We start from the raw sequence: 23,714 nt of genomic DNA, 5'->3' as shown, positions 1-23,714 counted from the left end.
ATTCGCGCATGGCAGCCTGGATGAGGAGCAAACCATGCAACAGCCCGTTGCACAATTTGTCAATCGGCGTTGGACTGGGACCCCCGATCGGCATCCAAAGGGGACCCCTTTGATCGGCGAGTCTTGATGGTAGCGCTCGCGGCGTCGGAGCTGGCCGGGGTTGCGGAGAGGGCGCGAGCGCGGGTTGTCTGGTCGTCGTCGCGGCTTTTAAAGCGCCAGCTGTCGTTACCGGTCTCGACGATGTCGCAGTGATGAGTCAGACGGTCGAGCAGCGCGGTCGTCATCTTGGCATCGCCGAACACGCTCGGCCACTCGCCGAATGCCAGATTGGTGGTGACGAGGACGGAGGCGCGCTCATAAAGTCGGCTGACGAGGTGGAAGAGAAGCTGACCGCCGGACTGGGCAAAGGGTAAATATCCGAGCTCGTCCAAGACAATGAAGTCCATGCGGGTTAGGTGCTCGGCAAGCCGGCCCTGTCGCCCGTTGCGGGTCTCGGTCTCGAGGCGGTTGACGAGGTCGACCACGTTATAGAAGCGGCCACGGGCGCCGGATCGGATGCAGCTTCGCGCGATAGCGATGGCCAGATGAGTCTTGCCGGTGCCCGTTCCGCCGACCAGGACGACGTTGCGTTGCTGGGCGATGAAGCCGCCGCCGGCGAGATCATTGACAAGCGTCTGGTTGATCGGCGTGCCGTCGAACTGGAAGTCGGCGATGTCCTTGGCAAGCGGCAACTTGGCGATGGTGAGCTGGTATTTGATCGAGCGGGCCTGCTTCTCGTTGATCTCGGCGGAGAGCAGATCGCCGACGATGTGCTGGGGTTCGTGCTGGCGCTTGACGGCGGTCGCCATGATCTCGTCGAAGGCGGCCTTCATGCCGTAGAGCTTAAGCTCGCCCATGAGATCGAAGATTTGGGTTCGTTCCATCAGTTTGTCCTCCGGAGGTTGTCGTAGCGGGCACAATCGGCGATCGGTGCATGGCGGAGCGTCAACGCAGCCGGCGCCATGATGTTGGCCGGTGGGGCCGGTTCACGTTGCCGGGCCAGGATGTTGAGAACGACATCGGCGGAATGGACGCCATGACCGAGCGCTTCGGCACAGGCGGCTTCCACCGCCGGCAGTCCGTCAGTCAGCACCGCATTGAGGATATCGACCATCTGTCGATTGCCATCGTCGGCGCCGGCGAGTTTGCGTCGCACACGCTCAATCGCTGCGGGCAGTACCCAGTCCTTGAAGGGAGCGCCATTACGCAAGGCACCGGGCTTGCGCACCAGCACGGGCACATAGTGCCAGGGGTCGTAGACCGTCTCGCCGCGACCGAATGATCGCGGATGGTCGGCAACGACCCGGCCGTCCTGGCGGATCACGATGCGGTCCGCATAAGCCTGGACCTCAATGGGTCGCCCGACGGCGCTTGCCGCAACCGAGTACTTGTTGTTGTCAAAGCGCACCAGACATGTCTTCGAGACCGAGGCCGGCACGGCATGGAAGCCATCGAACCGACCTGCATAAGGCACGAGCTTGGGTCGCTCGGCCTCGAAGATCTCCCAGACAGTCCGGTCGGTGAACTCTGGATGCCGATGAGCCTTGGCGTAGGCGATACATTTATCGAGCAACCAGGCGTTCAGCTCGTCCAATGTCTTGAAGCGCAGACGCGGGGTGAAGAAGCGTTCGCGGACCAACCCGACCTGGTTCTCGACCTGTCCCTTCTCCCAGCCCGACGCTGGCGTGCAGGCAACCGGATCGACCAGATAATGGCTACACATTTGCAGGAAGCGCCGATTGTAGAGGCGGCCTTTACCGACAAAGATCGTCTCCACCGCCGTCTTCATGTTGTCGTAGATGCCGCGCCGGCAAGTCCCCTTGAACAGTGCGAACGCCCGGTCGTGGGCGTCAAACACCATCTCCTGCGTCTCGCGCGGATAGGCCCGAACAAACAGCATCCGACTGTGGCAAAGCCGGACATGCGCCGCCTTCACGACCACCGTGGTCCCGCTCAACAGGACGACTTCGTGGCTCCAGTCAAACTGGTAGGCTTCGCCGGGCGCAAAGCTCAACGGCACATAAGCTGAGCTCGTCGAAGCGCCACGCTCTCGGCTCCACCGCCGCGCATAGCGACGAACCGCGTCGTAGCCACCGGCATATCCAAGGCCGCGAAGCTCTTCGTACAAGCGGATCAGCGTCAGCCGTTCGCGCGTCGTCTTGCTCTCGTTCGCCGCCAGCAACCGGTCAAGCTCGGCACTCCACGGGCCCATCTTCGGAAGCGGCTGCGTCTCTCGCTCGTACCGGAACTCCGTTGCCTCCGAACGGATGACCTTGCGGACCACCTTGCGCGATACGCCAAGCTCCCGGCAGATCGCCTTGATGGGCTGACCATGAACAAAATAGGCGCGACGGATCTTCGCAATCGTCTCCACCACCAGCATCCCAACCTCGGCTTCCATGACTTGATGGAAGCCACTGTGGACCCTTGTCCCGGGGTCCCGATTGGATGCCGATTACCCCGAATACCGGGTCCTTATTCCATGCCGAAACACATCGTGGAGGAACTCGAGGGGCATGCCTTGTGGCGGCTGGGCAGTTCTGACGTGGTGATCGGACTGAGCGCGATCGTGGGGGAGGCCCTCCAGAGAGTCCAGATTGCCCGCTTCGAAGCCGGTCGCCGTGCCGGACCGACACTGGTCCGGCTGGAGCATCCGTCCTTCATGATGCGCCGGCCTGTTCACGAGCGAACGGACTATGTCCGGCGGCTGCGGGAATGCATTCATTCGGCGGTTGACACGGCGATCAATCCGAGAGCCGCCGCGCTGGCCCGCGGCTGAGCTTGCCATCCTGCATAGGCGAGCCGTCGTCGGCGGTGATATCGCCTCGGACCAGAGGCTGCGGCGGCCCGAGATGTCTCTTGTAGGGATTGAATCCAGCCCGCCCGCGTTACTCCGCAGCCTCCGAAAAGAATTCAGCTTGGGATTTGCGCCTAAGCCATCGTGCCTCACCGTAGCGGGCGCGATAGATCTCATCCCTCAGTGCCTCGGCGTTCAGCAGGCCAGGATCAGCGGCGATCGCCGCCTGCACTTGCAGCTCCAGCCAATTCGTCCACAGCGTGATAATTTGCTTCTTCTTTTGAAGCATTGGATCCAGAGCGTAGCGTTCAGCGGTAACGTCCCCGGGAGGAGCGCCTTCGGAGTGATCCAGGATCAGCTTACAATCGCTGATCGACAAGCCGAGCTCGCGTTGACCGTGGGTGCCAAATCCTCTGCGGCATGCGTGGGGGCTGATGTCTACGCCGGGCATGAATTGCAAGGCATGATTGACAAAGCTTGGATCGGCGTAGGGGTTCTTGGTTTTCTTCCCGGGCCTGACGCGAACGGGAAAATGGTATGGATATTCGAGCTCCATCGCAATCTCGTCGAGCCTTCGGACCGTTTTTGCGCCGGCGCCGGTGAGGACCACAAGGTGGGGAAAGTTGGCCCTTCGCTTATCCGATCGTTTGCGCATGAAAGGGGGGATAATCCAGACAATGTCGGCTTCTGGATCGTTCCACTCAGCCATGATCTTGTAATCCATGGCATAGCTTCCGATGATTGCGCGCCGACGCTGCAGCGAAAATGCTAGCAACTGAACGGCCAGAGATGCTCGTTCACCCAGCGCGCCCGACCTTGCAATCGCAACCGCACGACCCAGCTCCAGCGGCGCCGGCACGTCCCGGCGTTTGTCTTCCTGGTCGTTGTCAAACAACTGAAGTGCCGACAGTGCCGGCCTGACGATTACTGGTTGCGGCTTTTCGGGTGGCTTAACGCGAAGGAGCAGATTGGCCGCAACAGAGGTCTGCCTGCGTCGCGTATCATCTCCCAGGAAAGACCACATCGACCCCAATATTCTCAGCGTATGCAGGCCTTGAGCATAGGCCCGCTTGCAGATGTCGGCGACGCACTCAGCGATGTCCTCGCGGGCAATCGTGTTGACCCGCTTGCCCTTGAACCGCGACAGCTCAGGAACATGTGCGTGCCGCTTCTTAGGGTCAAGTCTCCACCGACCACCCAATGTTCGGGCGTAATCGTCGTAAGTCTCCGGCGCCCGGTTCTTGCTAATGTGGTCGAGGAAGTTGTCGAGCGCCTCCTCCCAATCCCACGACCGGGCAGGACGCTCCGCACTGAAATGTATCTGTTTGGCTATAGAGATGCCTGTCATGTATTGGGTGACGAGCTTGTCCGGATTGCTTCCTCTTCGGCACCAGGCTCGGACCTCGCCGGCTCGCTCGCGAGCATCATCTGGAGAGACATCCGAGTTACCAATAGTCCAGCGACGCTGTTTGCCGAACAGCCGAGCCCGGACCGTCCATATTGCGGTGTCTTCGGTGACGCGGAACTGCAATCCTTTGCAGCGGCTGTCGGTCAACTCTGTGCGCTTTCCTTTTTCGCGATTTTGGAGCGCAGCCTTGACCGTCTTAGCCGTGATTTCCTTTGCCTTCTTTTCCTTGGGCGGGGTCGACATCGTGGGTCACTCTTTGGCGCGACCCGGGTCACTTTGGGTCACGCAGAACGCAAAAACTATGATGTCGAGAAAGATCGCCAGCGGGGGGGCAAAACGCAAGGGAATCCTTGTAACTGTTTGAAAGCATAGGGCAGTAAATCGCGATTTACTGCCCTATAATCGTTTCGTGACGGCGCCAACAATATGGGTCACGCTGACTCTTAATCAGCGGGTCCCAGGTTCGAGCCCTGGTGCGCCCACCAAGCAAAAAGTCATTGTTTCCAACACCTTCGCGAGATGGTGGCCGAGACAAAACGGCACTCGTACGACGGTTTTTGTGGTGGACTTCGCACGGCCAGATTGCTGTGTGACTTTTCCTTGCTGTATCTTCACGCCATTCGATACAGGGCGCAGATCCGATGGTACAGGTCGATGATGTGCTCGTCGTAGAATGGGATGTTAGGGCGAGCAAAACGGACAATCTGTTCTGCCCGTCGCCATAGGCTACCGCTTGCTGCAGGACCAGAGCCGGGTGTTGGGGGCGGGGGTTCGACACGCTCCCCACCATCACGACCCACGAATGCTCGAGCAAGAAACACAACATTGCACTGGTGGCGTCCGGTCCTCGCGGGTCAGTGTAAGAGCCAGCAGGGCTGCCTCCCGAGGATCAGGCTTCGGATAGGACGGCGATTGCACGATTGAGTTGAGGATCACTACGATCCACGGAGGCCGAGTCAGCTTCGACCTCGATCGTGGGTGCGACGCCAACGCCTTCCAGCCGCTCGCCGTCCACCTGCACGTCCGCGACCGCGAGCAACAGCAAGCCCCCGCCAATGAGGAATGCCGTCGCAGCGAGCACAGCTCCCTCGGTCCGGCTACCGATGACCTCGCCGAGCCGATATTTCTTGAAGCCATAGGCAAGGATCTCCTTGCCGCTGCGGGTGCCGCCGTTGATCAGCATGGCGACAGGCTTGCGCCACTTCACGTTATCGAGCTGGCTGGCGCCATTGCGATCAGTGACCTGCATCGTCGGCGCTCGCGTGTTAAACAAATCAAGATATTCGGGAATCGCGCCGCCCCAGCCATCTCGCAGGTCCCAGATCAGGGCGTCGGCGTCGTTCAGCGGACTCTGCGATAGAAGATGCTCGAGTGTCCGCTGATACACGGAGCCAGCGTAGCACCAGACATGAACATAGCCGATCCTTCGACCGTTGGCCGGTATCATACGAGCACTGGCCTTCAAGCCGTCCAAGAACATTTTGTTGGGCTCAATTTCGGCCGGGGTAACCGATATTTGCATAAACGCGCCGGCACGACGCAGGCCCAGCACGACTTCCTTGCCAACCTTGCCACGGAACGACTGCACCGGCTGAAACGGCGCACCATCGGCGAACACGATCACATCGCCGGCGAGCAGGCCGGCTTGTTGCGCCGGCGTGCCTTCTATAACACCGGTAATCATGCTGCGACCCTGCATGTCGAGACGCGAGAGGACGCCTATGCCAGGATAGGAGATACGGCCACTCGGAAACGCACGTTCCAGTCCGCGGCGCCTTAGCGCGCCGGCAAAGATATCGGAAAGCTGATAGTACTCTGGTTCGTATGGTGTGTAGTAGCGGGTGTGCGAAGCATGCAGCTCGGAGAGCATGCTATTAATGACGCTAGCCAGCGCCTGTTCGGAACGCGCCTGTATGGCGTCAGGCAAGTAACGTTCCCGGACCGCCGACCAATCGAGCCCGTGTAGGTGCGGATCGTAGAACCGGTCTCGCACGGTCCGCCATACCTCCTCGAACGCGGTGGAGGTGGCCGGGGATGTGGCCGAATCCGCTGCTTCTCGCTGCTCGGCCCACAAAACCGTTGGAGCCAGGGCTGATGCCGCAGCGATTGACGTTAGCCGCAAAAAGTGGCGGCGCGACGGTGCTGAATTGATTGCCTTCTTCATCGTGCAACCTGCGGCGGTTGAGCTCGTCGCTGCGCATCAGCTTGCCCGTTGGACATGTGGCCGCTCATGCGGCCTCCTCGGTTTTTCTTTGGCGGGTTGCGCCAAGAAGGGATAGCTTTCGATCTGAGCAGCGTCGGCAAAACCAAGCAGCCTATTTAGAGGAAAGTCCAAGTTCTTTGATGGCGATCTTGGATATCTCAGTCGGATCGTGAACATGAGCCGCGCCGATCTCAATCACCTTTTTTGCGAGCATTTCGGCAAGTGGATCGTCACGGTCGACCAAGCTCAGCGATCGCAGCGCATGATTGAACGCGCGTGTCAAAATCTCAATTTCGTCCGGCTCCAGCTTGCTGTCTCGCAGCAAGCGCCTGATCGGCATCGCTTAATCCCCATTGCCCGCGGAATTGTAGCACAGGAACATTGGCTCGTGGCCGGAAATTACGTCTGGTAGGCGCCGCCGCCCAGGCTTCGGGGTTGATCGGGGAGCGACACGCGCGCTCTTCGAGCTGCCCGCGCGGAACCATGCATGGTCTATTCGATTGTCAAACAGGCACCATCATAGCCGAAGCCGATACGCTTCGATTGAGCCTTCATGGCGAAGGAAATCAGACCGGTCACCGGATCTATAGAGACGATCGATGCAGCCGCTGAGCCGACCGTGTCATCGGCCCGCGCCGAGCTATTTTACACCCAGGCCTTGCGCGAGCTCGCGAAGCTCGATCTTCCGTTTCTGTTGGCAGGCACGTATGCGCTCAGCGCCTATACCGGCGTGGCGCGCGCGACCAAAGATCTCGATATCGTCTGCAAGCCGACTGACTATCCCCGTGTTCTCGACCACTTCCGGAACCTCGGATACACCGTCGAAATCGAGGACGAACGCTGGCTCGGCAAAGTCTTCCAGGACGAAGACTTCTTCGATGTGATCTTCGCGTTCTGGCATGGCATGGCGCCGGTGACCGACCAATGGTTCGAATCCGCACCGCGCATCGAGGTACTCGGCACGCTGATGCGCATCATTGCCCCGACGGAGTTGATCTGGTCCAAGGCCTTCGTCCAGCTGCGGCACCGTTACGACGGCGCGGATATCGCGCATCTCATTCTCAAGCAGCACGATCAGATCGACTGGCGGCGTCTGCTTGCCTACATGGAGTTGCATTGGGAAGTGCTTCTGGCACATCTACTCAACTTTCGCTGGGCCTATCCGAGCGAGCGTGATTGCGTGCCACGTTGGCTGATGGACGAACTGGTCGCGCGCCTGAAGACACAGCTAAAGCTTCCTCCTCCGCGCGTGAAGATTTGTCGGGGGCGCCTGTTTTCGCAGGTCGATTATGAGCAGGCCATTGAGGAATGGGGTTTTGTCGACGCAGACGAGGATAGTGAGTAGCACGATGTCCGAAGAACCCGGCAACCTCACTTTCGCTGCCATTGGCGATCTCCACGTGAAGGAGGATCGCACGTTGTCCTTCCGGGAGCTCTTTGCCGAGCTTTCGACCAAGGCCCAGGTGCTCGTCCTTTGCGGCGACCTCACTGACCTCGGCAAGCCGTCGGAAGCGGAACTTCTGGCGGAGGATTTGCGCGCCTGCTCCATTCCCGTTGTCGGAGTGCTCGGAAATCACGACTACGAGTCCGGGCAGACCGAAGACGTAAAGCGCATTCTGAAGAGTGCCGGGATGCACCTGCTCAACGGGCAGTCGTACGAAATCGACGGCGTCGCCTTCGTCGGGGTGAAGGGCTTCATCGGTGGGTTTGGCCGCCGCATGCTTGCTTCATTCGGCGAGGCCGTCGTCAAGAGCCTGGTCGCCGAGGCCGTCAACGAAGCGACGCGCCTCGAAAATGCCATGCGCGCCGTGGCCAGCAAGCAGGCTGTCGTTGTTCTTCACTATGCGCCGATTCTCGATACGGTCGCAGGCGAGCCACTGGAGATTCTTCCGTTCCTCGGCTCGTCACGTCTTGGCGAAACGATCGATCGATTTAAGGTGAGTGCGGTGGTGCATGGCCATGCCCACCAGGGCCGCTATGAAGGCCGCACGCCCGGAGGCGCGCGGGTCTACAACGTGGCCCGATCGATCGAGAAGCCCACCGGTCGACCCTATGCCCTGATTGAGGTCTGAGCTGGGCATCCAGATTCAATTGGTGGGTCCAGCAGGAGCAACGGCGCATATTCGGCAAAGCTATTGAGCGGCATCGCGCTATAGGCATGGGCTCGCCGAAAGGCCAGCTGCCTCGGCCAGATTGGCGTTGGTCATTCTGCCGTCCTTCTGCAATTGGGATGTTCAAGTCGATCCGATCGAGCTTCGGGACGCCGTTCAACTAATCGCCTCCTGCTGCCGGCGGGCTCTCTTCCGCCGGGGCGGTTTGCCAGCATAACCCCGGAGTGGCGTGGCTCCGAAATGTGCCCGAGCCATCGGAACGCGTCCGCTCGTTGCACGTTATTCGGCCGAGGAGCAGGAGTCCTCGAAAGAGGGAACGCTCCTTAGGCCCCGTCACTTTGCGCAAATGCAAATGGCGGGGCCACTATCTTTAATGCGCACGAAATCGACGGATCCGAAGGAGGTCGCTGGTCGCGCGGAACATTGCCTTCAAGTGGATTTCTAAACCCGAAGGTTCCGCCGATTACTGCATTCAGTTCCTGCTTGGCAAAGAAACATTCTCATGGCTGGCGCCTTACCCCGATAGGAGGAAGCCATGACCAGGTTTCGGGCGAAATTGGAAGCGCAGACGAAACAGATCATCGGCCAGATGATCGGGGACCAACAGCTTGTGCAGGAAGGCCTCGCACAGCAGCGGGAAGCGGCAAGCGAACGTTATGCCTTGCTGGAAGGGCAGCGGGATCGGCCGCAGGATGGCTCATCCGCCGTTGAGGAACGCCATGCATCGCTGGCTGTTGGAGGCCAATCAGAGCGGAGGATTTCCATGAAAGTGTCTGATGTGATGACCTCGGACGTTCAGCTTTGCACACCCGAAGACACGGTAGGAGAGGCAGCCGAAGCGATGGCGCTGCTTGACGTTGGACTCTTGCCGGTTGCGGAAGGTGATTACCTCGTAGGCATGATCACCGACCGGGACCTCGCGATCCGCGTGCTTGGAAAAGGCCGCGGACCGGACACCCAGATCAAGGCAGTCATGACCCCCGACGTCAAGTATTGCTTCGAGGACCAGGACTTGGATTCGGTTTGCTGGAATATGGGCGATACTCAAGTCAGGCGGCTGCCGGTGCTCAATCGGCAAAAGCGGCTGGTAGGCATCCTTTCCTTGGGCGATATCGCGCGAAGCCATGAACGCGACGCAACCGCAGCCTCGTTGCAACAAATTTCACGGCCCGGCGGACAGCACACCCAGGCTGCCTAGAGGGCGCAACACGACGATCGCACCCGCGGCCCGCCGATAGGCGCGCACATCCTCTGCACCTAAGCGCGCTCAGTAACCGCTCACGTTCCCGTTGCAACCGTCTTGGCGCTGTTACGTTGACCCTGCATCGCAGGCAGGCGGCTGAAGGAACGCGCTTCGCTGCCGATAATGGTGTGGCGAACGTCCATCCGCGACGAACCGGTCTGCACGCAGCGACTGACCGGCATCCGGGATGCCTGCCAGCAGGGTAGCGGCTTGTCGGCGGCGGATCGAGACGAGGAGCTCGCGGTCGTGACCGAGGTACAGGAGCTCGCAAGGTTTGTGGAACGTGCCCGGCTGGAGGACTTGAGCGAGCGGGCGCTGGAGCAGCTGAAGATTCGCGTGCTGGATACGATCGGCGTTGCCATCGCGGCGCTGAATGCGCCACCAGTCGCAGCGATCCGCAGCCTCGTCGCCGAACTTGGCGGTCGTCCGTGCTCCACGCTCATCGGCGGCGGCCGTCGGTGCCGCTGTCCGACGTCAGCTCGGCCGAAGATGTCGCGGTCTCCTACACGATCCCGACCGGCCGCTTCACTGATGTCGACGGTAACACGCTGACCTATTCGGCGACGCTGGCGGACGGCAGCCCGTTGCCGTCCTGGCTGACGCTGACCGGCACCAAGTTCGCCGGCACGCCGCCGCTGAACTTCAACGGCGCGATCGACATCCTGGTCACGGCGAGCGACGGCTCGCTTTCGGCCAGCGACGTCTTCACCCTGACGATCACGCCGAAGAACGACGCGCCGGTGCTGTCCGTGCCGCTGCCTGACGTGATGTCGCCGGAAGATACGCCGCTTTCGATCGCCATCCCGCCCGGCAGCTTCACCGACGTCGACGGCGATACATTGACCTAACGGCGGTCCTCTCCAGCGGCGCCGCATTGCCGGCCTGGCTCTCCTTCGACGGCATGACGTTCACCGGCACGCCGCCAGCGAACTACAACGGCACGCTCAACATCAAGGTCACGGCGCGTGACGGCGCATTGTCGGTCAGCGACACCTTTGCTCTGACCATCACGCCGGTGAACGACGCGCCGGTGGTCTCGTGCCGCTGTCCGACGTCAGTTCGCCCGAGGATACCGCGGTCTCCTACACGATCCCGACCGGCCGCTTTACCGATGTCGACGGCAACAGGTTGACCTATTCTGCCACGCTGGCGGATGGCAGCCCACTGCCCTCCTGGCTGACACTGACCGGCAACAAGTTCGCCGGCACGCCCCCGCTCAACTTCAACGGTGCCATCGACATCCTGGTCACCGCGAGCGACGGGTCGCTCTCGGCAAGCGACGTCTTCACCCTGACAATCACGCCGAAGAACGACGCGCCGGTGCTGTCAGTGCCGCTCCCCGATGTGTCGTCTCCGGAAGATACGCCGCTGGCGATCGCGATCCCGCCCGGCAGTTTCACCGATGTCGACGGCGATACGCTGACCTACACGGCGACGCTTTCCACCGGCGCCGCGCTGCCGAGCTGGCTGAGCTTCGACGGAACGACTTTCACCGGCACGCCGCCAGCGAACTACAACGGCACGATCAGCATCAAGGTCACCGCCCGCGACGGTGCACTGTCAGCGAGCGACATCTTCGCGCTGACCATCACGCCGGTGAACGACGCGCCGGTGGTCTCGGTGCCGCTATCCGACGTCATTTCGGCGGAGGATGCCGCGGTCTCCTACACGATCCCGGCCGGCCGGTTCACCGATGTCGACGGCAACACGCTCACCTATACCGCCACGCTGGCGGATGGCAGCCCGCTGCCGTCCTGGCTGACGCTGACGGGCACCAGGTTCGCCGGCACCCCGCCGCTCAATTTCAACGGCGCGATCGACATTCTGGTCACCGCCAGCGACGGCTTGCTCACGGCCAGTGACGTGTTCACCCTGACGATCACGCCGGTCAACGACAAACCGGTCGCGGCCAATGACGGTCCGTTCTCCCTCACCCATGGCGACACGCTCGCAATCGCGCGCGCCAGCCTGCTCGCCAACGACACCGATATCGACGGTGATAATCTGACGATCGTCTCCGTCGGGACCGCACCCAAGGGCACCGTCGTCATCGACGCGCAAGGCGTCAGCTATACTCCCGATTTCGGCTACGAAGGGGCCGACAGCTTCACCTATACGATCAGCGATGGCCTGGCGACCGCGACCGCCACCGTTAGTCTCACCATCTCGAACGCCTTCGAGGGCTGGGTGACGGGACCGCCAATGCCGATACGCTAATCGGTGACGCGGTTGCTGCGACAGCATCTACGGCAGCGGTGGTAATGTCGTCATCACCGGCGGCGCTGCTGCGGACCGTCTTGCCGGCGGCGTCGGAACCGACACCCTCAACGGCAATGATGGCGATGATTCATTCTGGGGGATGGCCGGCAACGACACGATCAATGGCGGCAACGGCACCGACACCGCCTACTACAACGGTGTGATGTCGACCTACTCGATCGTCACGTCGGCGGGGTCGGTTCAGGTCACCGACAGCTCCTCGGCGAATGGCAGTGACGGCGTCGACACGCTCACGAGCATCGAAAGGCTCATCTTCCGCAACGGCGAGACGGTCACTCTGGCGGCGCCGATCATCCTCGATCTCGACGGCCTCGGGGTGGAAACCACAACGGCCAGCCAGTCCTCGGCGACGTTCGACATCGATGGCGACGGAACGGATGACGACACCAGCTGGATAGGGACCACGGAAGCCTTCCTGTTCCTCGATCGCGACCGCAACGGAACCGTGAGCGGCATCTCGGAACTGAGCTTCACCGACGATGTGGCAGGCGCCCGCTCCGACCTCGAAGGGCTGCGCGCCTTCGACAGCAACCGCGACGGGATGCTGTCGGTTGGCGATATTCGCTTCTCGGACTTCAATCTCTGGCAGGACAGCAATGGTGACGGCTTTGCTCAGGACGGGGAAATATTGTCGCTATCAGCCGCAGGTGTGCGCTCGATCAATCTTTCGGCATCCGCGACGGAAGCATCCTGGGCGTTCGGCAGCACCGTGATCGTGAATCGCGGCAGCTATACCCGCACCGACGCGCGCACGATGGAATATGTCGATGCCGCCTTGACGCGTGCGACGGTGCCGCAACCGCCTGCCGTCGACATCGGTAACGTTGCGAGCACGGCAAGCTTGCCCCAAACTCTGGCCTCGGCGCTCGAGATCCTGTCCGCGAATCCTGCACCCTCGATCGGCGAACAGTTCTGGCGCGCGATGGATGCGATGGCGGGACCGGCGTTCACGGACAAGCTGGAAGGAGCGCGTGCTGCGGACACCGCTGGCCCGTCGCACCCCGGCGTCAATGCCGACAGTTGGGCCGGGCGCGTGGCGAGCGGTGAGGGGACGACGGATCAGTCGCCCGGGCTCCTCGCACTGATGCGGCAAGAGATGTCCGCGTTCGGCGCCAATGCTGGTGCAGCCGATCTCGCTTGGCGCAAGGAAGCGGCTGCACATCCGATGGACTTCTTCGCCTGACGACGACGTCGACCGTCGAGCGAAACCGCAACTGCCGAGGGATCAGCGAGAGGCTAAATGGTGCTTTCCTGAGGAACAATGTCCTGACCGCAACCAGACCTGTTCGGCTGGTTGCTGCGGGAAAATCGCACCATCGTCGGTGTATAGCGATCGCGCCGTCGCCAGGCGCATGGTCTCAATCCGCGACACAAGCGGCTCGTTTCGCGGCTGCAATGGGCCGGCAGTGGCAGATAGGGTCATTCGATCAAGCCGGCGGTCGCGCCGGGCATACTGATGGAAGAGCGCTGCCATCGCGCGCAGGAAACCTTCTCCATGCCATTCCTCATGCTGTGCGAGGGATCCACCAAAGCGGCCCCCACGTTCAATCATTTAATCGAACCGACCAAATGGCTACGGACATCGATCAACTGCTGCGCCGACAGCTTTTGACTGAGTCGTTCCAGGTAGCATCCGCACCTTAACTCCGCCTCGTCGCGCGAGGGGTTTTAGGTAAGCGAGCCGAGTAAGTGATCTCCGATCGCTCGCCCTAAGGAGTTCGTGAAGAACTCCGCCGCCTTGGCCACACCGGAGGACCAGCTGCGTGGTGCCGGACCGCACTTCACTCGGATCGCGCACCGCGCCGCCGAGACCGGGCCTCTCGTTTGCGGTCAGCAAATCGGCGTGCATGTGAATTAAATAAAGACGGCGCAGCATTAATGGGGCTGGAGCGGGGAGAAATCGCGCGGCCTGCCGTCCGGCTTGAATGTCGCACTGTCCCGGTAAATGTCGGTCGATTGATGGTTAATTCACACATGTCGTTGTGATAAAAGACATTTTGTCGGCGCCCTGTCAAATTTAAATCGTATGCGAGCGGCAATTTAAAAGCAACCGAATAATAGATATTGACTAGATATAATATTTAATAAAGAGTTTATGAGGTGGCGGGCGGTTATCGTCCGCAGCCGCCAAAGGGTTGTCTGAAGCTTCGTATCGAAAGAAAGGTTTTCCCTATGTTGCAATATTACATCAAGACCACCGAAGCCATGAAGCGTCTGCGCGCCGACCAGGATGGCGTGGTGTCGTTCGAGTACATCATCGTCGCGGTTTGCATCATCGGCGCCGTGTCGGCCGTGTTCGGCGTTGGAGCCGGCGGCGCGATCGGAACGGCGCTGACCGGCGGGATCACGGCGATCACCACAGCTTTTACTGCAGCAGTTTGATTCGGCGATCTGGCGCCAGAGGGGGGCCTCGGAATGTGTCCCCCCTCGAATGTTCTCTCTTTCATTTTAGTGTGCCTTCCACCTCTTTGAGGCATGCATGAGCTGGGTTTCTTACGTCGCCTCCATACTTGAAATCGCATTGCTGCTGTACGTCGCAATGCTCGATGTTGCGACCCGCTTGATCCGAAATGACGCTTGTCTCTTGCTGGCGCTGCTCGGGATTGCCGGCCAGCTTGCCAGCCCGATGCAACTTGTCGAATCCGTCATCGCCGCGACGATCCTGTTCTTGCTGCTGTTCGCGCTTTACCAGCGTGGCGGGATTGGCGGGGGCGACGTCAAGTTGCTGTTAGCTTTGGCTATTGGTCTGTCGCCGACGGGCTTGATTCAGGTGTTGACCGTAACCTCGCTGACGGGGGGCGTTCTTGCCCTCGTGCATCTGGTGATGCGCGTCCTGCCATATCCGAGGTTGGCACCAGTCGGATCGTCGCTCGCACGCCGCGTCTACGCGATCGAGCGTTGGCGCCACGTGCGACATGCGCCCCTGCCTTACGGCGTGGCCATAGCGTGCGGTGGCATCTGGACCATCTTGAGCAGAGGATTTTGACATGTCATCCGCGTTGCGCCTCTCAATCATCCTTGTGCTTTTGCTCGCAACCACCGCGTTCGGGCTGATCGCCTACAACATGAACCTGCCGAAGCAGGTTCCGGTAACGGTCGCCGAGCAGGGGCCGGCGCCTCCTTCAACTGTCGGGTATTTTGTCGCGGCACGTCCGCTGTCGAAAGGTACATTGGCCCGCGAAGAAGATTTCACGGTGCGCTCGGTGTTGCCTGAACGCCTTCCTGCAGGGGCGATCCTGGAAACACCCGACTCGAAGGCCGGACTTCCCGGCTCTCTGATTCGCAAGTTCGTCGACGCTGGCAATCCGATCACCTTGCAGGACGTATTGCGACCTCGAGATCGGGGTTTCCTGGCCAGCGTCTTGGCACCGGATAGCCGTGCAATCAGCATCAAGGTGGATGAGGAGTCTGGCGTGTCGGGGCTGATCAGGCCGGGTGATCATGTCGACGTCTTGTTGACCCAGGTGTTCGAGAAGGCAGACCCCGCGCGCCGGGCCTTGAGCGAAACCGTTCTAGGCAACGTTCGAGTCATCGCGGTTGATCAGGAAATTATGCAGGGCGGCCGAACCGTAAGCTCCATGGCCGGCTCGGTGGCCGGCAAGCAAGCGCAGACGGTGTCGTTGGAGCTTGCGCCAGACCAGGTCAAGAAGATCACGGTCGCACGGCAGCTCGGAACGCTTTCCCTGGCGGTACGGGCAGCAGTCGAGCAGTGGGATACGGCGGACACCGGCGCCATGTCCAGCTGCGATGTGTCGCCGGAAATCGCTCGCCAGAATGCAATTGCCGGCCGGACTGCAGCGGTCGTCGTTCATTCCGGTGGTCAGATCAAGCAGTACTCGGTCAGGAAACAGGAATCTGCCGACGGCGACACTCTGATCAACTGCGACGGGCCGGAAGTGTCCCGCCGCGGGGCGACGATGGTGGTTCAGGCAGGCAAGTTGCTGGAGAAACGTTGATGAGCGTCAACATAGCGGCCGTCAGTTCACCTGAAGAAGCGACGTCTGTTGTCGCGCGCAATCGAATCGTCTGCTTCGTGAATGACGAGCTGAGTGCTGCGGCGCTGCGCAAGGGTCTCGAAGGCAGCAACATTTCGATCAAGCGTGGCACGATCCGCAATGCCATACGGATGCTCGAAACGGACACCGAATTGTTCGCCTTGGTGACGGACATCAGTGGAATCGATGATCCATTTGCCGAACTGGAGAGGCTGGCCGGCGTCTGCCCGCCCGATGTCCGGGTGGCTCTGATCGGTGAAAGCAGGGAGATCACCTTCTACCGCGCGCTTATGGAGCTCGGGTTGACCGAGTACCTGCCGAGGCCGATCACGCGGGACATGGTGCTGGACCAGCTGCGCCCAAAACTGCTCGGCGATCGTGCGCCGGGTCCGACCGATCGAGGCGGGCATGTGGTCTCGATCTGTGGCGCGCAGGGCGGTGCCGGCGCAACGAGTATCGCCATCAATCTCGCGCTGCAACTGGCCGAAACCACCAAGGCCAAGGTCGCGCTGCTCGACCTTCATCTTCAAGCCGGCGAAACAGCCGTGATGTTGGGTGTTCAGCCCGGACCAGGCCTGCGCATCGCCCTGGAGAACCCGATGCGGGCGGACACGTTGTTCCTCGAGCGCGCCGCAATTGCGGTCAACGAGCGAGTCAGCCTGATCTCCGCCGACGAGGAGCTGGACGCTCAGCTCGACATCACCGAAGCGGGCGTGAGGCACGTCCTTGGTCTGCTGCGCCAACGATTCAATTACATCGTTGTCGATGTCCCGGTCCCGTTTCCGCCATCCATCCATCCGGTGATCTCTCTTTCTCGGCACGTGCTGGTGCTGCTGGAGGCCGAGGTGACCGGACTTCGCAATGCCCATGCACTGCGGATGGCCGTCACCAACATTGCCGGAAGGGATCGGGTCTTTACCTTGCTAAACCGCGCCAATCGCCCCGGCGGCCTCCCCAGGGCCGCGGTGGTCAAGGCGTTGGGGACAGAGCCAGACATGGTTGTACCCGATCTTGGGAAGGGCATGACCCAGGCGGTCAATCTCGGAATTCCCGCGCTGAAGCACGTATCAGGACTGCGACGCCATCTCGCGCCGATCGTACGGGAGATCACGGGGCTCGGCGTCGAGCGGAAGGGACGGCTGAGGAGGCTGCTGGGGCTATGAGAAAGTTTGGTAGGCGCGACGGCGAAACGTCGGTTCGCTTGCCTGCATTGGCGCCAAGCTTGGCTGCATCGATGCCAAGCGTGGCTGCATCAACGTCAAGGCGCGACGAACCTTCGATTGAGCGGCCAGTGATGCCGGCTTCACTGCGCGAACGCGTCATCGAGCAGATTGAGCCATCGGTGGCCGCGACTGTCTCGCGTGACGTCCTTCGGCGGCAGATCGAGGAAATCATCCATGGAATCGCCAATGAGGAACGGCTCGAACTGTCGGGTCGCGAGCAGCTTCAACTGGCGGATGAGATTGCGGACGACATGACCGGCTACGGGCCGCTGCGTCCGCTTCTGCTCGATCAATCAATCAACGATATCATGATCAACGGACCGAGCAACGTTTATGTCGAACGGGCCGGCAAGCTGGAGCGGATCGCGGTGCGCTTCCGCGACAATGATCACATCGCATCGGTGGCCCAGAAAATTGCCGCGCAAGTCGGGCGGCGCATCGATGAATCCAGTCCGATGGTGGATTGCCGCTTGCCCGATGGCAGCCGGGTCAACATCATCTTCCCGCCGCTGGCGATCCATAGCCCTTGCATTTCGATTCGAAAATTTCCAAGCCGCCGCTTGGATATCTCTGCAATGGTCGAAAACGGCTCAATGACCCCAGCCATCGGACAATTGCTGGAGATCGCCGCCCGGTGTCGGCTCAATGTTCTGGTCTCCGGCGGCACCGGGTCCGGCAAGACGACGCTGCTCAACGCCATGAGCCAGTTCATCGATCACAGCGAGCGCGTCGTCACCATCGAGGATGCGGCAGAGTTGCAGCTCCAGCAGCCGCACGTGATCAGCCTTGAGACCCGGCCTCCCAGCCTCGAAGGCACGGGGCAGGTGACGCAGCGCGATCTCTTGTGGAATGCGTTGCGCATGCGTCCCGACCGGATCGTCGTGGGCGAGGTGCGCGGCGCCGAAGCGTTTGACATGCTGCAGGCAATGAACACCGGTCATGATGGTTCGATCTCCACGGTCCACGCCAATAGCGCCCGCGATGCCCTGACCCGCATCGAGAACATGGTGCAGATGGGGCAGGTGAATCTGCCGTCGCGCGCCATTCGAGCTCAGATCGTCGCTGCGCTGGATCTCATCGTGCAAGTCGAACGCATGCGCGATGGACAACGTCGCATTGTCCAGATCAGCGAGGTGATGGGGCTGGAAGCGGATGTGATCACCACCAACGACATCGCAACCTTCGAGTACCAGGAGGAGGATGAGCACGGGCGGATCTCAGGCGCTTACAGGGCCACCCTTGCAGTCCCGAAATTCAAAACCCGTCTTGTCTATTTCGGGCTTGATCGCGCCTGGACCGAGGCAGTGAGGCAAATATGATACCTGAGTCCGTGATCGTCGCTGTTCTGGTGCTTGCGATGTGCGCAGCCGCCAGCTCCTTGTGGCTCGACGGCCGGGAGCGACGCATGGACCGCCGGCTGGCGGTCGCTCTACCGGCCTCCCATCCGGCCAACCTGCCATCCATTCGCCGGGCGGAGGCCGGATCCCGGTATCTGCTTCTCCACCGTTTGACCAATTACAGGCCCGAGATGGTTCATACCTGGCATCCGGCGTATGTGCTGCTTGCTGCCGTCATCACGGTAGCAGCGATCTTCTATGCAAATAGCCTGCTGGGATTTTCCATTTTCTACGTGTCTGTCGCGGCTGCAATTGCCGCCGTGGTGGTCGTGCGAGGTCTGTTTGGATGGCAGCAGCGTCGCTTCGCCAGTCAACTTTTCCGACAGCTGCCTGACGCCATTCAGCTGGTGACAAGTACGGTTCGATCGGGTCTGCCCGTGCACGAAGCATTTCGCACCATCGCGCGCGAGATGCCGCAACCAACGTCTGGGCAGTTTGCAATCGTATGCAGCGAAATGAATCTGGGAAGACCTCCAGAGGAAGCCGTCGAGGCCGTCTATCGGCGAACGCAAGTGGCAGAGTATGCGATGTTTGCGGTGACACTTGCAGTCCAGTTGAAGTCCGGCGGCAGCATGGCCGAGACCTTGCAGACGCTGGGCGATACAGTGAGTCAGCGTGTTGCGCTCGCTGCTCGCGCCAAGGCGCTGGCGGGAGAAGTGATTTTTTCCTCGCGAGCACTCACGATCTCGCCCCTGATTGCCGGAGCGATGCTCTACGCGGCCAATCCGCAGAACGTCGATCTGTTGTTCTCTGATCCGACTGGAAACAAGCTTCTGGCTTACGCGATAGTCTCGGTGCTTATCGGGCATCTGGTGATAAGCTGGATGGTCAGGCGGGAAACAGAACTATGATGTTTGGTCTCGGTCTGGTGGCGCTCGCAGTAGCAGCTGGGACTGCGGCCTGCATGTTGACCATCCGCGAGCTGCACGTCCGTGCATTGGACACCCGGGTGTCAAACGCCGTGATGGGTATCCCCTACCGGTCAGCCCCCTTCAAGGACCTGACCGGTTGGTTTTCATGGCTGGGCACGCGCTATCGGCGGTTCTACGCCGAGGAGAATCTGGAGGAGCTACGAACGATCCTCCACTCATCGGGGTTCAATCATCATCGAACCTTGCCGGTCTGGATCGGCATCAAGGTCGTCAGCATGTTCGCTTTCCCGGTCATTGCGCTGCTTCTGGCGCAGCTTTCGGGAAGGGGACCTGCCGACGTGCTGGTCTTCACGCTGATGGGTGTGGTGATCGGAATCCTGGGTCCGCGATTGGTTCTGTCGGTGATGAAGCGGCGGTTTGATGCTGCCATTCGGCTAGGCACGCCAGATATGATCGATTTGCTGATCGTATGCAGCGAGGCCGGAATGGGCATGGAAAGCGGGCTGGGGCGTGTCGCCGAAGAAATGCGGTCGACCAATCCTGCCATGGCCTGGGTGCTGCACCGTCTTCTTGATGATCTCCGGATACTGCCAAGTCGCGTCGAGGCCTTCGAGAATTTAGCGTCCACTTCGGATGGTCTTCGCCGGTTCGGCACAATGATCAGCCAGAGCCTGCAATACGGAACGCCGTTGGGCCAGGCGCTACGCAGTATCGCGCTCGACCTGCGGCGGGAGCGCATCACCAAGCTGGAAGAAAGAGCACACAAGTTGGGCGCCAAGCTGACCATTCCGATGGTGCTGTTCCTGCTTCCCGCCATGTTCGTCATCATGGGGGGAAGTCCCGTTCTGCACCTCGTGCGTTCGTTCGCCAGTTTCGGAAAGTAGCCATGAGCACAATTGCCCTCTCGAAGAGCGGATCTTACGATCGGATCATGCGGCTGCTGGGCAGCTTGTGGTTCATGTTGCTGGCACTTTGCGTCGCCGTCAGGATTGGGGCGTCGCTGGCCGATCCATGGCCCTCGCTCTTGTCGAGTTTTTGCCTTGGCATCTTCTACATGCTCCTGGCGCTGTTGATCATGACGCGCTCACCGGCAAAGGCGCATGCAGACGGCCTGCTTCCAAGAATAGCCGCCTTCGTCGGCAGCTATCTACCATGGACGATCAGCTTCCTCGGCAAAACCGACGACACGCTGCCCAACCTGGCATCGACGGCTTGCGTGCTGGTCGGCACGATCATGATGCTGGTCACCATCCGACATCTGGGTCGGTCGTTCAGCCTGGTGCCACAGGCGCGCTCGGTGGTCCAGACCGGTCCGTATCGATGGATCAAGCACCCGCTCTATGTCGCAGAAGAAATCGTGGTGCTGGGCGTCGTGCTGCAATACCTGACACCGGTTACGGTGATCGTACTGTTCCTGCATATAGGCATTCAAGTCTGCCGAATACTTTACGAAGAAGACCTGCTTCGGCGCAATTGCCCTGAGTATTCGAGTTACGAAGCATCACGTTGGCGAGTGATCCCTTACGTTTGGTGAGCGGCTATGCGTTGCGGGATTGTGGTGGACATGGTTCAAATCGCGGCGGCTAGGGCGCCGCGATCGCACGTGGTAAGCCCCCGTCGTGCCAGGTGTGCGCATCGTCGAGCGTCCTTCATCGCCGATCAGCGCGGCGCCGTCGCGTTCGAGACAGTCATCGTTTACATATTCCTGGTGTCGTTCCTGCTGATGCCGCTCGCCGACGTCGCTGCCGCGGGATTCCGGTTTATCTCCGCGTGGACGGCGCTGCGATCTTTCGGGCAATATGTTCAGTACTATAATCCGCTCGGCCCCGACGGCACGGTGACCTGGGGGGCAGGGCTTCAGACAACGGTTGCAGGTCATGCGATCGGCAACATCCAGGTCTTATGCGGAGACGCCGGTGCTGCGTGCTCGCCGAGCAATATTGCTTCTCCCAAGTACATTACGTTTTCGACGACCGTCACGTTGGCGCCGATTGTGTTGACGTCGGTGCTCTGTCCCAACAGTTGTACATACACGCTGTCTTACTCAGAGCGCTTCCAGTAGGTGTTTCCATGCGTAATCCGCTCCGTTCCCGACAAGGCTCGGCCGCATTCGCAACAGTCATCGCCCTCGTGCCGCTCATCGGAGTCGTCGCGCTCGGGGCCGAGGCCGGATCGTGGTACGTCACCCACAAGCACGCACAGAACGCCGCCGACTCGGCGGCCTACTCGGGTGCGTTGCGGCTTTCCTGCACGATGGCTGGTGCTGCCTGCGATACACAGTCCGTGGATTATCGCGCCAAGGAATTTGCGGCACAGAACGGGTTCTGCAACTCGAGTCCAAACGACACCACCGCCTATCCGGGCAGAAACTGTGCGACCAGCCTTCCGACCAGAGTCTCGCGAGCCGTGCAGATCGATATCGGCACCTACAATGCGGGCACGTTCACAACGCCGCCAGCAGGCACCGGCAACGCCGTTCGCGCCAGAGTCAGCCAGCAACAACCGGCCTACTTGTCGGCAGTGCTGGGTTTGACGACCGTCGACATCCCCGCCCAAGCCATAGCGCTGGTCCAGCAGCCGACCAAGGCGTGCGCCTTGGCGCTTGGACCAGACTCAGGCGCACTCAAGCTTGGCGGCAATCTGAGCAACAACGGAACGGGCTGCGCGCTGATGTCGGACACAAGTGTTCAACTTGCCAGTTCTCCAGCTTTCACGGGTTCAGGATGGGCGATCTATGGTGTAAGTGGCTGCACGCCATCAGGCACTTGCAGTAGTGTTAGCGTGCCGCACAATTATTTTATGACGTACGCTAACAATCCGCTCAGCAAACTGGACACCGAATCGTTCAACAGCAGGACTGGCAATACAAGTCCATCATGCCCTGTTCAGGCGGATGGATGGAAGCATTGCGCGCCCAACAGTTCAGGGACTGGAGCTTACGGCAGTTTCACGGTGCAGAACGGGGACAAGTACGTTTTTGAGCCGGGAACATATTTCTTCTACAAAGCAACAATCAAGATCACCGGCGGACAACTGAAAGGCACAGGCGTAACGCTCGTATTGCTCGGAGATTCTCAGCTTACTATCAACGGGGGTACGGTCGACCTCTCCGCGCCTGTGACGAACACCTTCTCTTCTGATCTGAATGGCGTCCTGATTGATGATCAGGCGCCGAGCAAGACCAGCAACAAGGTCACTATCAACGGTGGTGGTCAAGTTAGTCTGGGCGGGGCTCTGTACTTCCCCAAGGTCGACGTTAGCTGGGCCGGAACGACTGCCAGCACCAATACGACCTGTTCACAAGTGATCGCGAAAACGCTCGACATGAGTGGTGGCGGCTATCTGAGCACGCAAGGGTGTGCTCCGGCCACCATCATTTACACCCAAGTTGTCGCTTTGGTGCAGTGATGAGAAAGCTCGACAATCGCGGTACTGCGCCGTTTGAATTTATCATGGTGTTCGTGCCGCTTTTCACATTGATGTTCGTTATCTTCGATCTCGGACGCTATGCCATCACGATGCAGTCCTTGCGGACGCTCGCGAGCGCCGGAGCCCGAGCGGTCATGATCAAGTGCTACACGCCTAACCTGACTCAGAGCCCGCCCCAGTCGCCGTCCGGCTGCACCACCGATTACCTGTCCACGGCCGACAAGCAGAATGCCGCGCCGTTCCTGTATCGCGGCGGTCTCACGCCGACGCTGAGCGTGGCATCCAGCGGCAACAATCTGACCGTGACAGCTTCTCAAGCTGGCTTCACCATGCTGATGCCGATATGGGGCACGACACTCAATGCGCCGAGCGCGTCAACGCAAATTCCCTTCTAGCGCACTCCCGAGCATCAGCCGATGAGCACCCGACCGGCCCCTGGCAACGGCGACAATGCCGACAATGGGCTCGGCCCAACTCACACCTTGAATATGGCAGCATACCTGACGCGTTTTTACCCGACCTCGCCTCCCGGCCGCGCCGGTCGGGTTGGCGAGTGCGTGGGCGTCTCCAAGCCTGCAAGCCAGCGAGATTCGACAACGGAAGAAGAGGAAATGATGCGCGCCCGCAACATTGGAAAGTTTTCTTTGCCACTTGAGGCTGTGCGGTAAGCGTCTCTTCTTGCAAGGAGGCTGTTTGAAGGACGATGATCTTGGAAAC

23 protein-coding genes and 3 pseudogenes are annotated in these 23,714 nt (G+C 60.5%); 20 read left to right on the top strand and 6 right to left on the bottom strand.

All coding sequences use genetic code 11. From position 1 onward, the window contains the following. Positions 1–59 precede the first annotated feature (59 nt). Both istB and istA read right to left on the bottom strand, forming a co-directional pair. Positions 60–923 carry an IS21-like element helper ATPase IstB gene (gene istB, locus YU9_RS0117385; RefSeq protein ID WP_027573996.1) on the bottom strand — a complete coding sequence of 288 codons (864 nt, stop codon included), beginning with the start codon at positions 921–923 and terminating at the stop codon, positions 60–62. Next, positions 883–2,422, bottom strand: a pseudogene (gene istA, locus YU9_RS0117380) (IS21 family transposase). Before istA ends, istB begins: the two are co-directional and overlap by 41 nt. A 99-nt stretch (positions 2,423–2,521) precedes the next feature. On the opposite strand from istA, the gene YU9_RS0117375 reads away from it, so the two are divergent. Further along, entirely contained in the window at positions 2,522–2,818 is a 297-nt protein-coding gene (locus YU9_RS0117375; protein ID WP_027573994.1) for a hypothetical protein, read from the top strand. 109 nt (positions 2,819–2,927) lie between these two features. Here YU9_RS0117375 and YU9_RS44645 read toward each other — a convergent pair whose 3' ends face one another. The 3 genes from YU9_RS44645 to YU9_RS41680 form a co-directional block, all read right to left on the bottom strand. Then, the gene (locus tag YU9_RS44645; RefSeq protein ID WP_051380419.1) at positions 2,928–4,487 is read right to left on the bottom strand and encodes an Arm DNA-binding domain-containing protein; all 1,560 of its coding nucleotides are present in this window, start codon (positions 4,485–4,487) and stop codon (positions 2,928–2,930) included. Positions 4,488–5,133: 646 nt separating this feature from the next. Further along, complete coding sequence (locus tag YU9_RS41685; protein WP_051380418.1) at positions 5,134–6,408, bottom strand: S41 family peptidase; 1,275 nt, start codon at positions 6,406–6,408, stop codon at positions 5,134–5,136. A gap of 151 nt (positions 6,409–6,559) precedes the next feature. After that, positions 6,560–6,787 carry a hypothetical protein gene (locus YU9_RS41680; protein WP_036017402.1) on the bottom strand — a complete coding sequence of 76 codons (228 nt, stop codon included), beginning with the start codon at positions 6,785–6,787 and terminating at the stop codon, positions 6,560–6,562. A gap of 213 nt (positions 6,788–7,000) precedes the next feature. Here YU9_RS41680 and YU9_RS41675 point away from each other — a divergent pair, with 213 nt between their 5' ends. Both YU9_RS41675 and YU9_RS0117345 read left to right on the top strand, forming a co-directional pair. Next, on the top strand, positions 7,001–7,792 hold the full coding sequence (locus YU9_RS41675) for a nucleotidyltransferase family protein (RefSeq protein WP_036017400.1): 792 nt from the start codon (positions 7,001–7,003) through the stop codon (positions 7,790–7,792). A gap of 4 nt (positions 7,793–7,796) precedes the next feature. Further along, complete coding sequence (locus YU9_RS0117345; protein WP_027573993.1) at positions 7,797–8,519, top strand: metallophosphoesterase; 723 nt, start codon at positions 7,797–7,799, stop codon at positions 8,517–8,519. A gap of 81 nt (positions 8,520–8,600) precedes the next feature. Here the strand turns inward: YU9_RS0117345 and YU9_RS51085 are convergent. After that, positions 8,601–8,718 (bottom strand): annotated as a pseudogene (locus YU9_RS51085) (AsnC family transcriptional regulator); the annotation flags it as partial. Between the two features lie 603 nt (positions 8,719–9,321). Between YU9_RS51085 and YU9_RS0117340 the strand changes: the two are divergent. The 17 genes and pseudogenes from YU9_RS0117340 (at position 9,322) to YU9_RS0117265 (ending at position 23,392) form a co-directional block, all read left to right on the top strand. Then, positions 9,322–9,756 (top strand): CBS domain-containing protein, encoded by a 435-nt coding sequence (locus YU9_RS0117340; RefSeq protein WP_027573992.1) that lies wholly within the window; start codon positions 9,322–9,324, stop codon positions 9,754–9,756. Positions 9,757–9,924: 168 nt separating this feature from the next. Next, positions 9,925–10,209: pseudogene (locus tag YU9_RS49960) on the top strand (MmgE/PrpD family protein); the annotation flags it as partial. A 20-nt stretch (positions 10,210–10,229) separates the two neighbouring features. After that, on the top strand, positions 10,230–10,649 hold the full coding sequence (locus YU9_RS0117335) for a putative Ig domain-containing protein (protein ID WP_027573991.1): 420 nt from the start codon (positions 10,230–10,232) through the stop codon (positions 10,647–10,649). Then, positions 10,640–10,933 (top strand): putative Ig domain-containing protein, encoded by a 294-nt coding sequence (locus YU9_RS45795; RefSeq protein WP_084298978.1) that lies wholly within the window; start codon positions 10,640–10,642, stop codon positions 10,931–10,933. Before YU9_RS0117335 ends, YU9_RS45795 begins: the two co-directional genes overlap by 10 nt. After that, positions 10,840–12,018, top strand: a complete 1,179-nt coding sequence (locus YU9_RS0117330; RefSeq protein ID WP_027573990.1) for a tandem-95 repeat protein — start codon at positions 10,840–10,842, stop codon at positions 12,016–12,018. Before YU9_RS45795 ends, YU9_RS0117330 begins: the two co-directional genes overlap by 94 nt. 25 nt (positions 12,019–12,043) lie before the next feature. Beyond that, positions 12,044–13,264, top strand: a complete 1,221-nt coding sequence (locus YU9_RS0117325) for a hypothetical protein (protein WP_198028259.1) — start codon at positions 12,044–12,046, stop codon at positions 13,262–13,264. A 917-nt stretch (positions 13,265–14,181) separates the two neighbouring features. Then, complete coding sequence (locus YU9_RS0117315) at positions 14,182–14,463, top strand: Flp family type IVb pilin (RefSeq protein ID WP_371259164.1); 282 nt, start codon at positions 14,182–14,184, stop codon at positions 14,461–14,463. A 97-nt stretch (positions 14,464–14,560) separates the two neighbouring features. Further along, positions 14,561–15,067, top strand: a complete 507-nt coding sequence (locus tag YU9_RS0117310) for a prepilin peptidase (RefSeq protein WP_027573987.1) — start codon at positions 14,561–14,563, stop codon at positions 15,065–15,067. 1 nt (position 15,068) lies between these two features. After that, positions 15,069–16,037 (top strand): Flp pilus assembly protein CpaB, encoded by a 969-nt coding sequence (gene cpaB, locus YU9_RS0117305; protein ID WP_027573986.1) that lies wholly within the window; start codon positions 15,069–15,071, stop codon positions 16,035–16,037. Further along, on the top strand, positions 16,037–17,239 hold the full coding sequence (locus tag YU9_RS0117300) for an AAA family ATPase (protein WP_036017396.1): 1,203 nt from the start codon (positions 16,037–16,039) through the stop codon (positions 17,237–17,239). The genes cpaB and YU9_RS0117300 overlap by 1 nt, the downstream gene beginning before the upstream one ends. Further along, positions 17,236–18,618 carry a CpaF family protein gene (locus tag YU9_RS0117295; protein WP_027573984.1) on the top strand — a complete coding sequence of 461 codons (1,383 nt, stop codon included), beginning with the start codon at positions 17,236–17,238 and terminating at the stop codon, positions 18,616–18,618. Before YU9_RS0117300 ends, YU9_RS0117295 begins: the two co-directional genes overlap by 4 nt. An 11-nt stretch (positions 18,619–18,629) precedes the next feature. Further along, entirely contained in the window at positions 18,630–19,547 is a 918-nt protein-coding gene (locus tag YU9_RS0117290; RefSeq protein ID WP_245266421.1) for a type II secretion system F family protein, read from the top strand. Further along, positions 19,544–20,452 carry a type II secretion system F family protein gene (locus tag YU9_RS0117285; RefSeq protein WP_027573982.1) on the top strand — a complete coding sequence of 303 codons (909 nt, stop codon included), beginning with the start codon at positions 19,544–19,546 and terminating at the stop codon, positions 20,450–20,452. Before YU9_RS0117290 ends, YU9_RS0117285 begins: the two co-directional genes overlap by 4 nt. Before the next feature lie 2 nt (positions 20,453–20,454). Beyond that, the gene (locus tag YU9_RS0117280; protein ID WP_027573981.1) at positions 20,455–21,102 is read left to right on the top strand and encodes an isoprenylcysteine carboxylmethyltransferase family protein; all 648 of its coding nucleotides are present in this window, start codon (positions 20,455–20,457) and stop codon (positions 21,100–21,102) included. A 30-nt stretch (positions 21,103–21,132) separates the two neighbouring features. Then, positions 21,133–21,630: a hypothetical protein gene (locus YU9_RS0117275; RefSeq protein ID WP_245266419.1), complete on the top strand. Its 498-nt coding sequence runs from the start codon at positions 21,133–21,135 to the stop codon at positions 21,628–21,630. Between the two features lie 8 nt (positions 21,631–21,638). Then, positions 21,639–22,976: a TadG family pilus assembly protein gene (locus YU9_RS0117270; protein ID WP_027573979.1), complete on the top strand. Its 1,338-nt coding sequence runs from the start codon at positions 21,639–21,641 to the stop codon at positions 22,974–22,976. Then, entirely contained in the window at positions 22,976–23,392 is a 417-nt protein-coding gene (locus YU9_RS0117265; RefSeq protein WP_245266418.1) for a TadE family protein, read from the top strand. Before YU9_RS0117270 ends, YU9_RS0117265 begins: the two co-directional genes overlap by 1 nt. Positions 23,393–23,714 lie beyond the last annotated feature (322 nt).

The organism is Bradyrhizobium sp. WSM1743 (assembly GCF_000473065.1).
In the GTDB taxonomy this organism is placed as follows: domain Bacteria; phylum Pseudomonadota; class Alphaproteobacteria; order Rhizobiales; family Xanthobacteraceae; genus Bradyrhizobium.
The sequence above is the reverse complement of the archived record's forward strand: the minus strand, read 5'-3'. Positions and strand labels throughout refer to the sequence as shown.

Excerpts from the sequence above, each read along its gene's own strand:
- YU9_RS41680 (WP_036017402.1), bottom strand. The coding sequence starts at position 6,787 with ATGCCGATCAGGCGCTTGCTGCGAGACAGCAAGCTGGAGCCGGACGAA.
- istB (WP_027573996.1), bottom strand. The coding sequence starts at position 923 with ATGGAACGAACCCAAATCTTCGATCTCATGGGCGAGCTTAAGCTCTAC.
- YU9_RS0117280 (WP_027573981.1), top strand. The coding sequence starts at position 20,455 with ATGAGCACAATTGCCCTCTCGAAGAGCGGATCTTACGATCGGATCATG.
- YU9_RS0117265 (WP_245266418.1), top strand. The coding sequence starts at position 22,976 with ATGAGAAAGCTCGACAATCGCGGTACTGCGCCGTTTGAATTTATCATG.
- YU9_RS0117375 (WP_027573994.1), top strand. The coding sequence starts at position 2,522 with ATGCCGAAACACATCGTGGAGGAACTCGAGGGGCATGCCTTGTGGCGG.
- YU9_RS0117340 (WP_027573992.1), top strand. The coding sequence starts at position 9,322 with ATGAAAGTGTCTGATGTGATGACCTCGGACGTTCAGCTTTGCACACCC.
- cpaB (WP_027573986.1), top strand. The coding sequence starts at position 15,069 with ATGTCATCCGCGTTGCGCCTCTCAATCATCCTTGTGCTTTTGCTCGCA.
- YU9_RS0117275 (WP_245266419.1), top strand. The coding sequence starts at position 21,133 with ATGGTTCAAATCGCGGCGGCTAGGGCGCCGCGATCGCACGTGGTAAGC.
- YU9_RS41685 (WP_051380418.1), bottom strand. The coding sequence starts at position 6,408 with ATGAAGAAGGCAATCAATTCAGCACCGTCGCGCCGCCACTTTTTGCGG.
- YU9_RS0117300 (WP_036017396.1), top strand. The coding sequence starts at position 16,037 with ATGAGCGTCAACATAGCGGCCGTCAGTTCACCTGAAGAAGCGACGTCT.
- YU9_RS0117345 (WP_027573993.1), top strand. The coding sequence starts at position 7,797 with ATGTCCGAAGAACCCGGCAACCTCACTTTCGCTGCCATTGGCGATCTC.
- YU9_RS0117295 (WP_027573984.1), top strand. The coding sequence starts at position 17,236 with ATGAGAAAGTTTGGTAGGCGCGACGGCGAAACGTCGGTTCGCTTGCCT.
- YU9_RS41675 (WP_036017400.1), top strand. The coding sequence starts at position 7,001 with ATGGCGAAGGAAATCAGACCGGTCACCGGATCTATAGAGACGATCGAT.
- YU9_RS0117285 (WP_027573982.1), top strand. The coding sequence starts at position 19,544 with ATGATGTTTGGTCTCGGTCTGGTGGCGCTCGCAGTAGCAGCTGGGACT.
- YU9_RS0117270 (WP_027573979.1), top strand. The coding sequence starts at position 21,639 with ATGCGTAATCCGCTCCGTTCCCGACAAGGCTCGGCCGCATTCGCAACA.
- YU9_RS0117310 (WP_027573987.1), top strand. The coding sequence starts at position 14,561 with ATGAGCTGGGTTTCTTACGTCGCCTCCATACTTGAAATCGCATTGCTG.
- YU9_RS44645 (WP_051380419.1), bottom strand. The coding sequence starts at position 4,487 with ATGTCGACCCCGCCCAAGGAAAAGAAGGCAAAGGAAATCACGGCTAAG.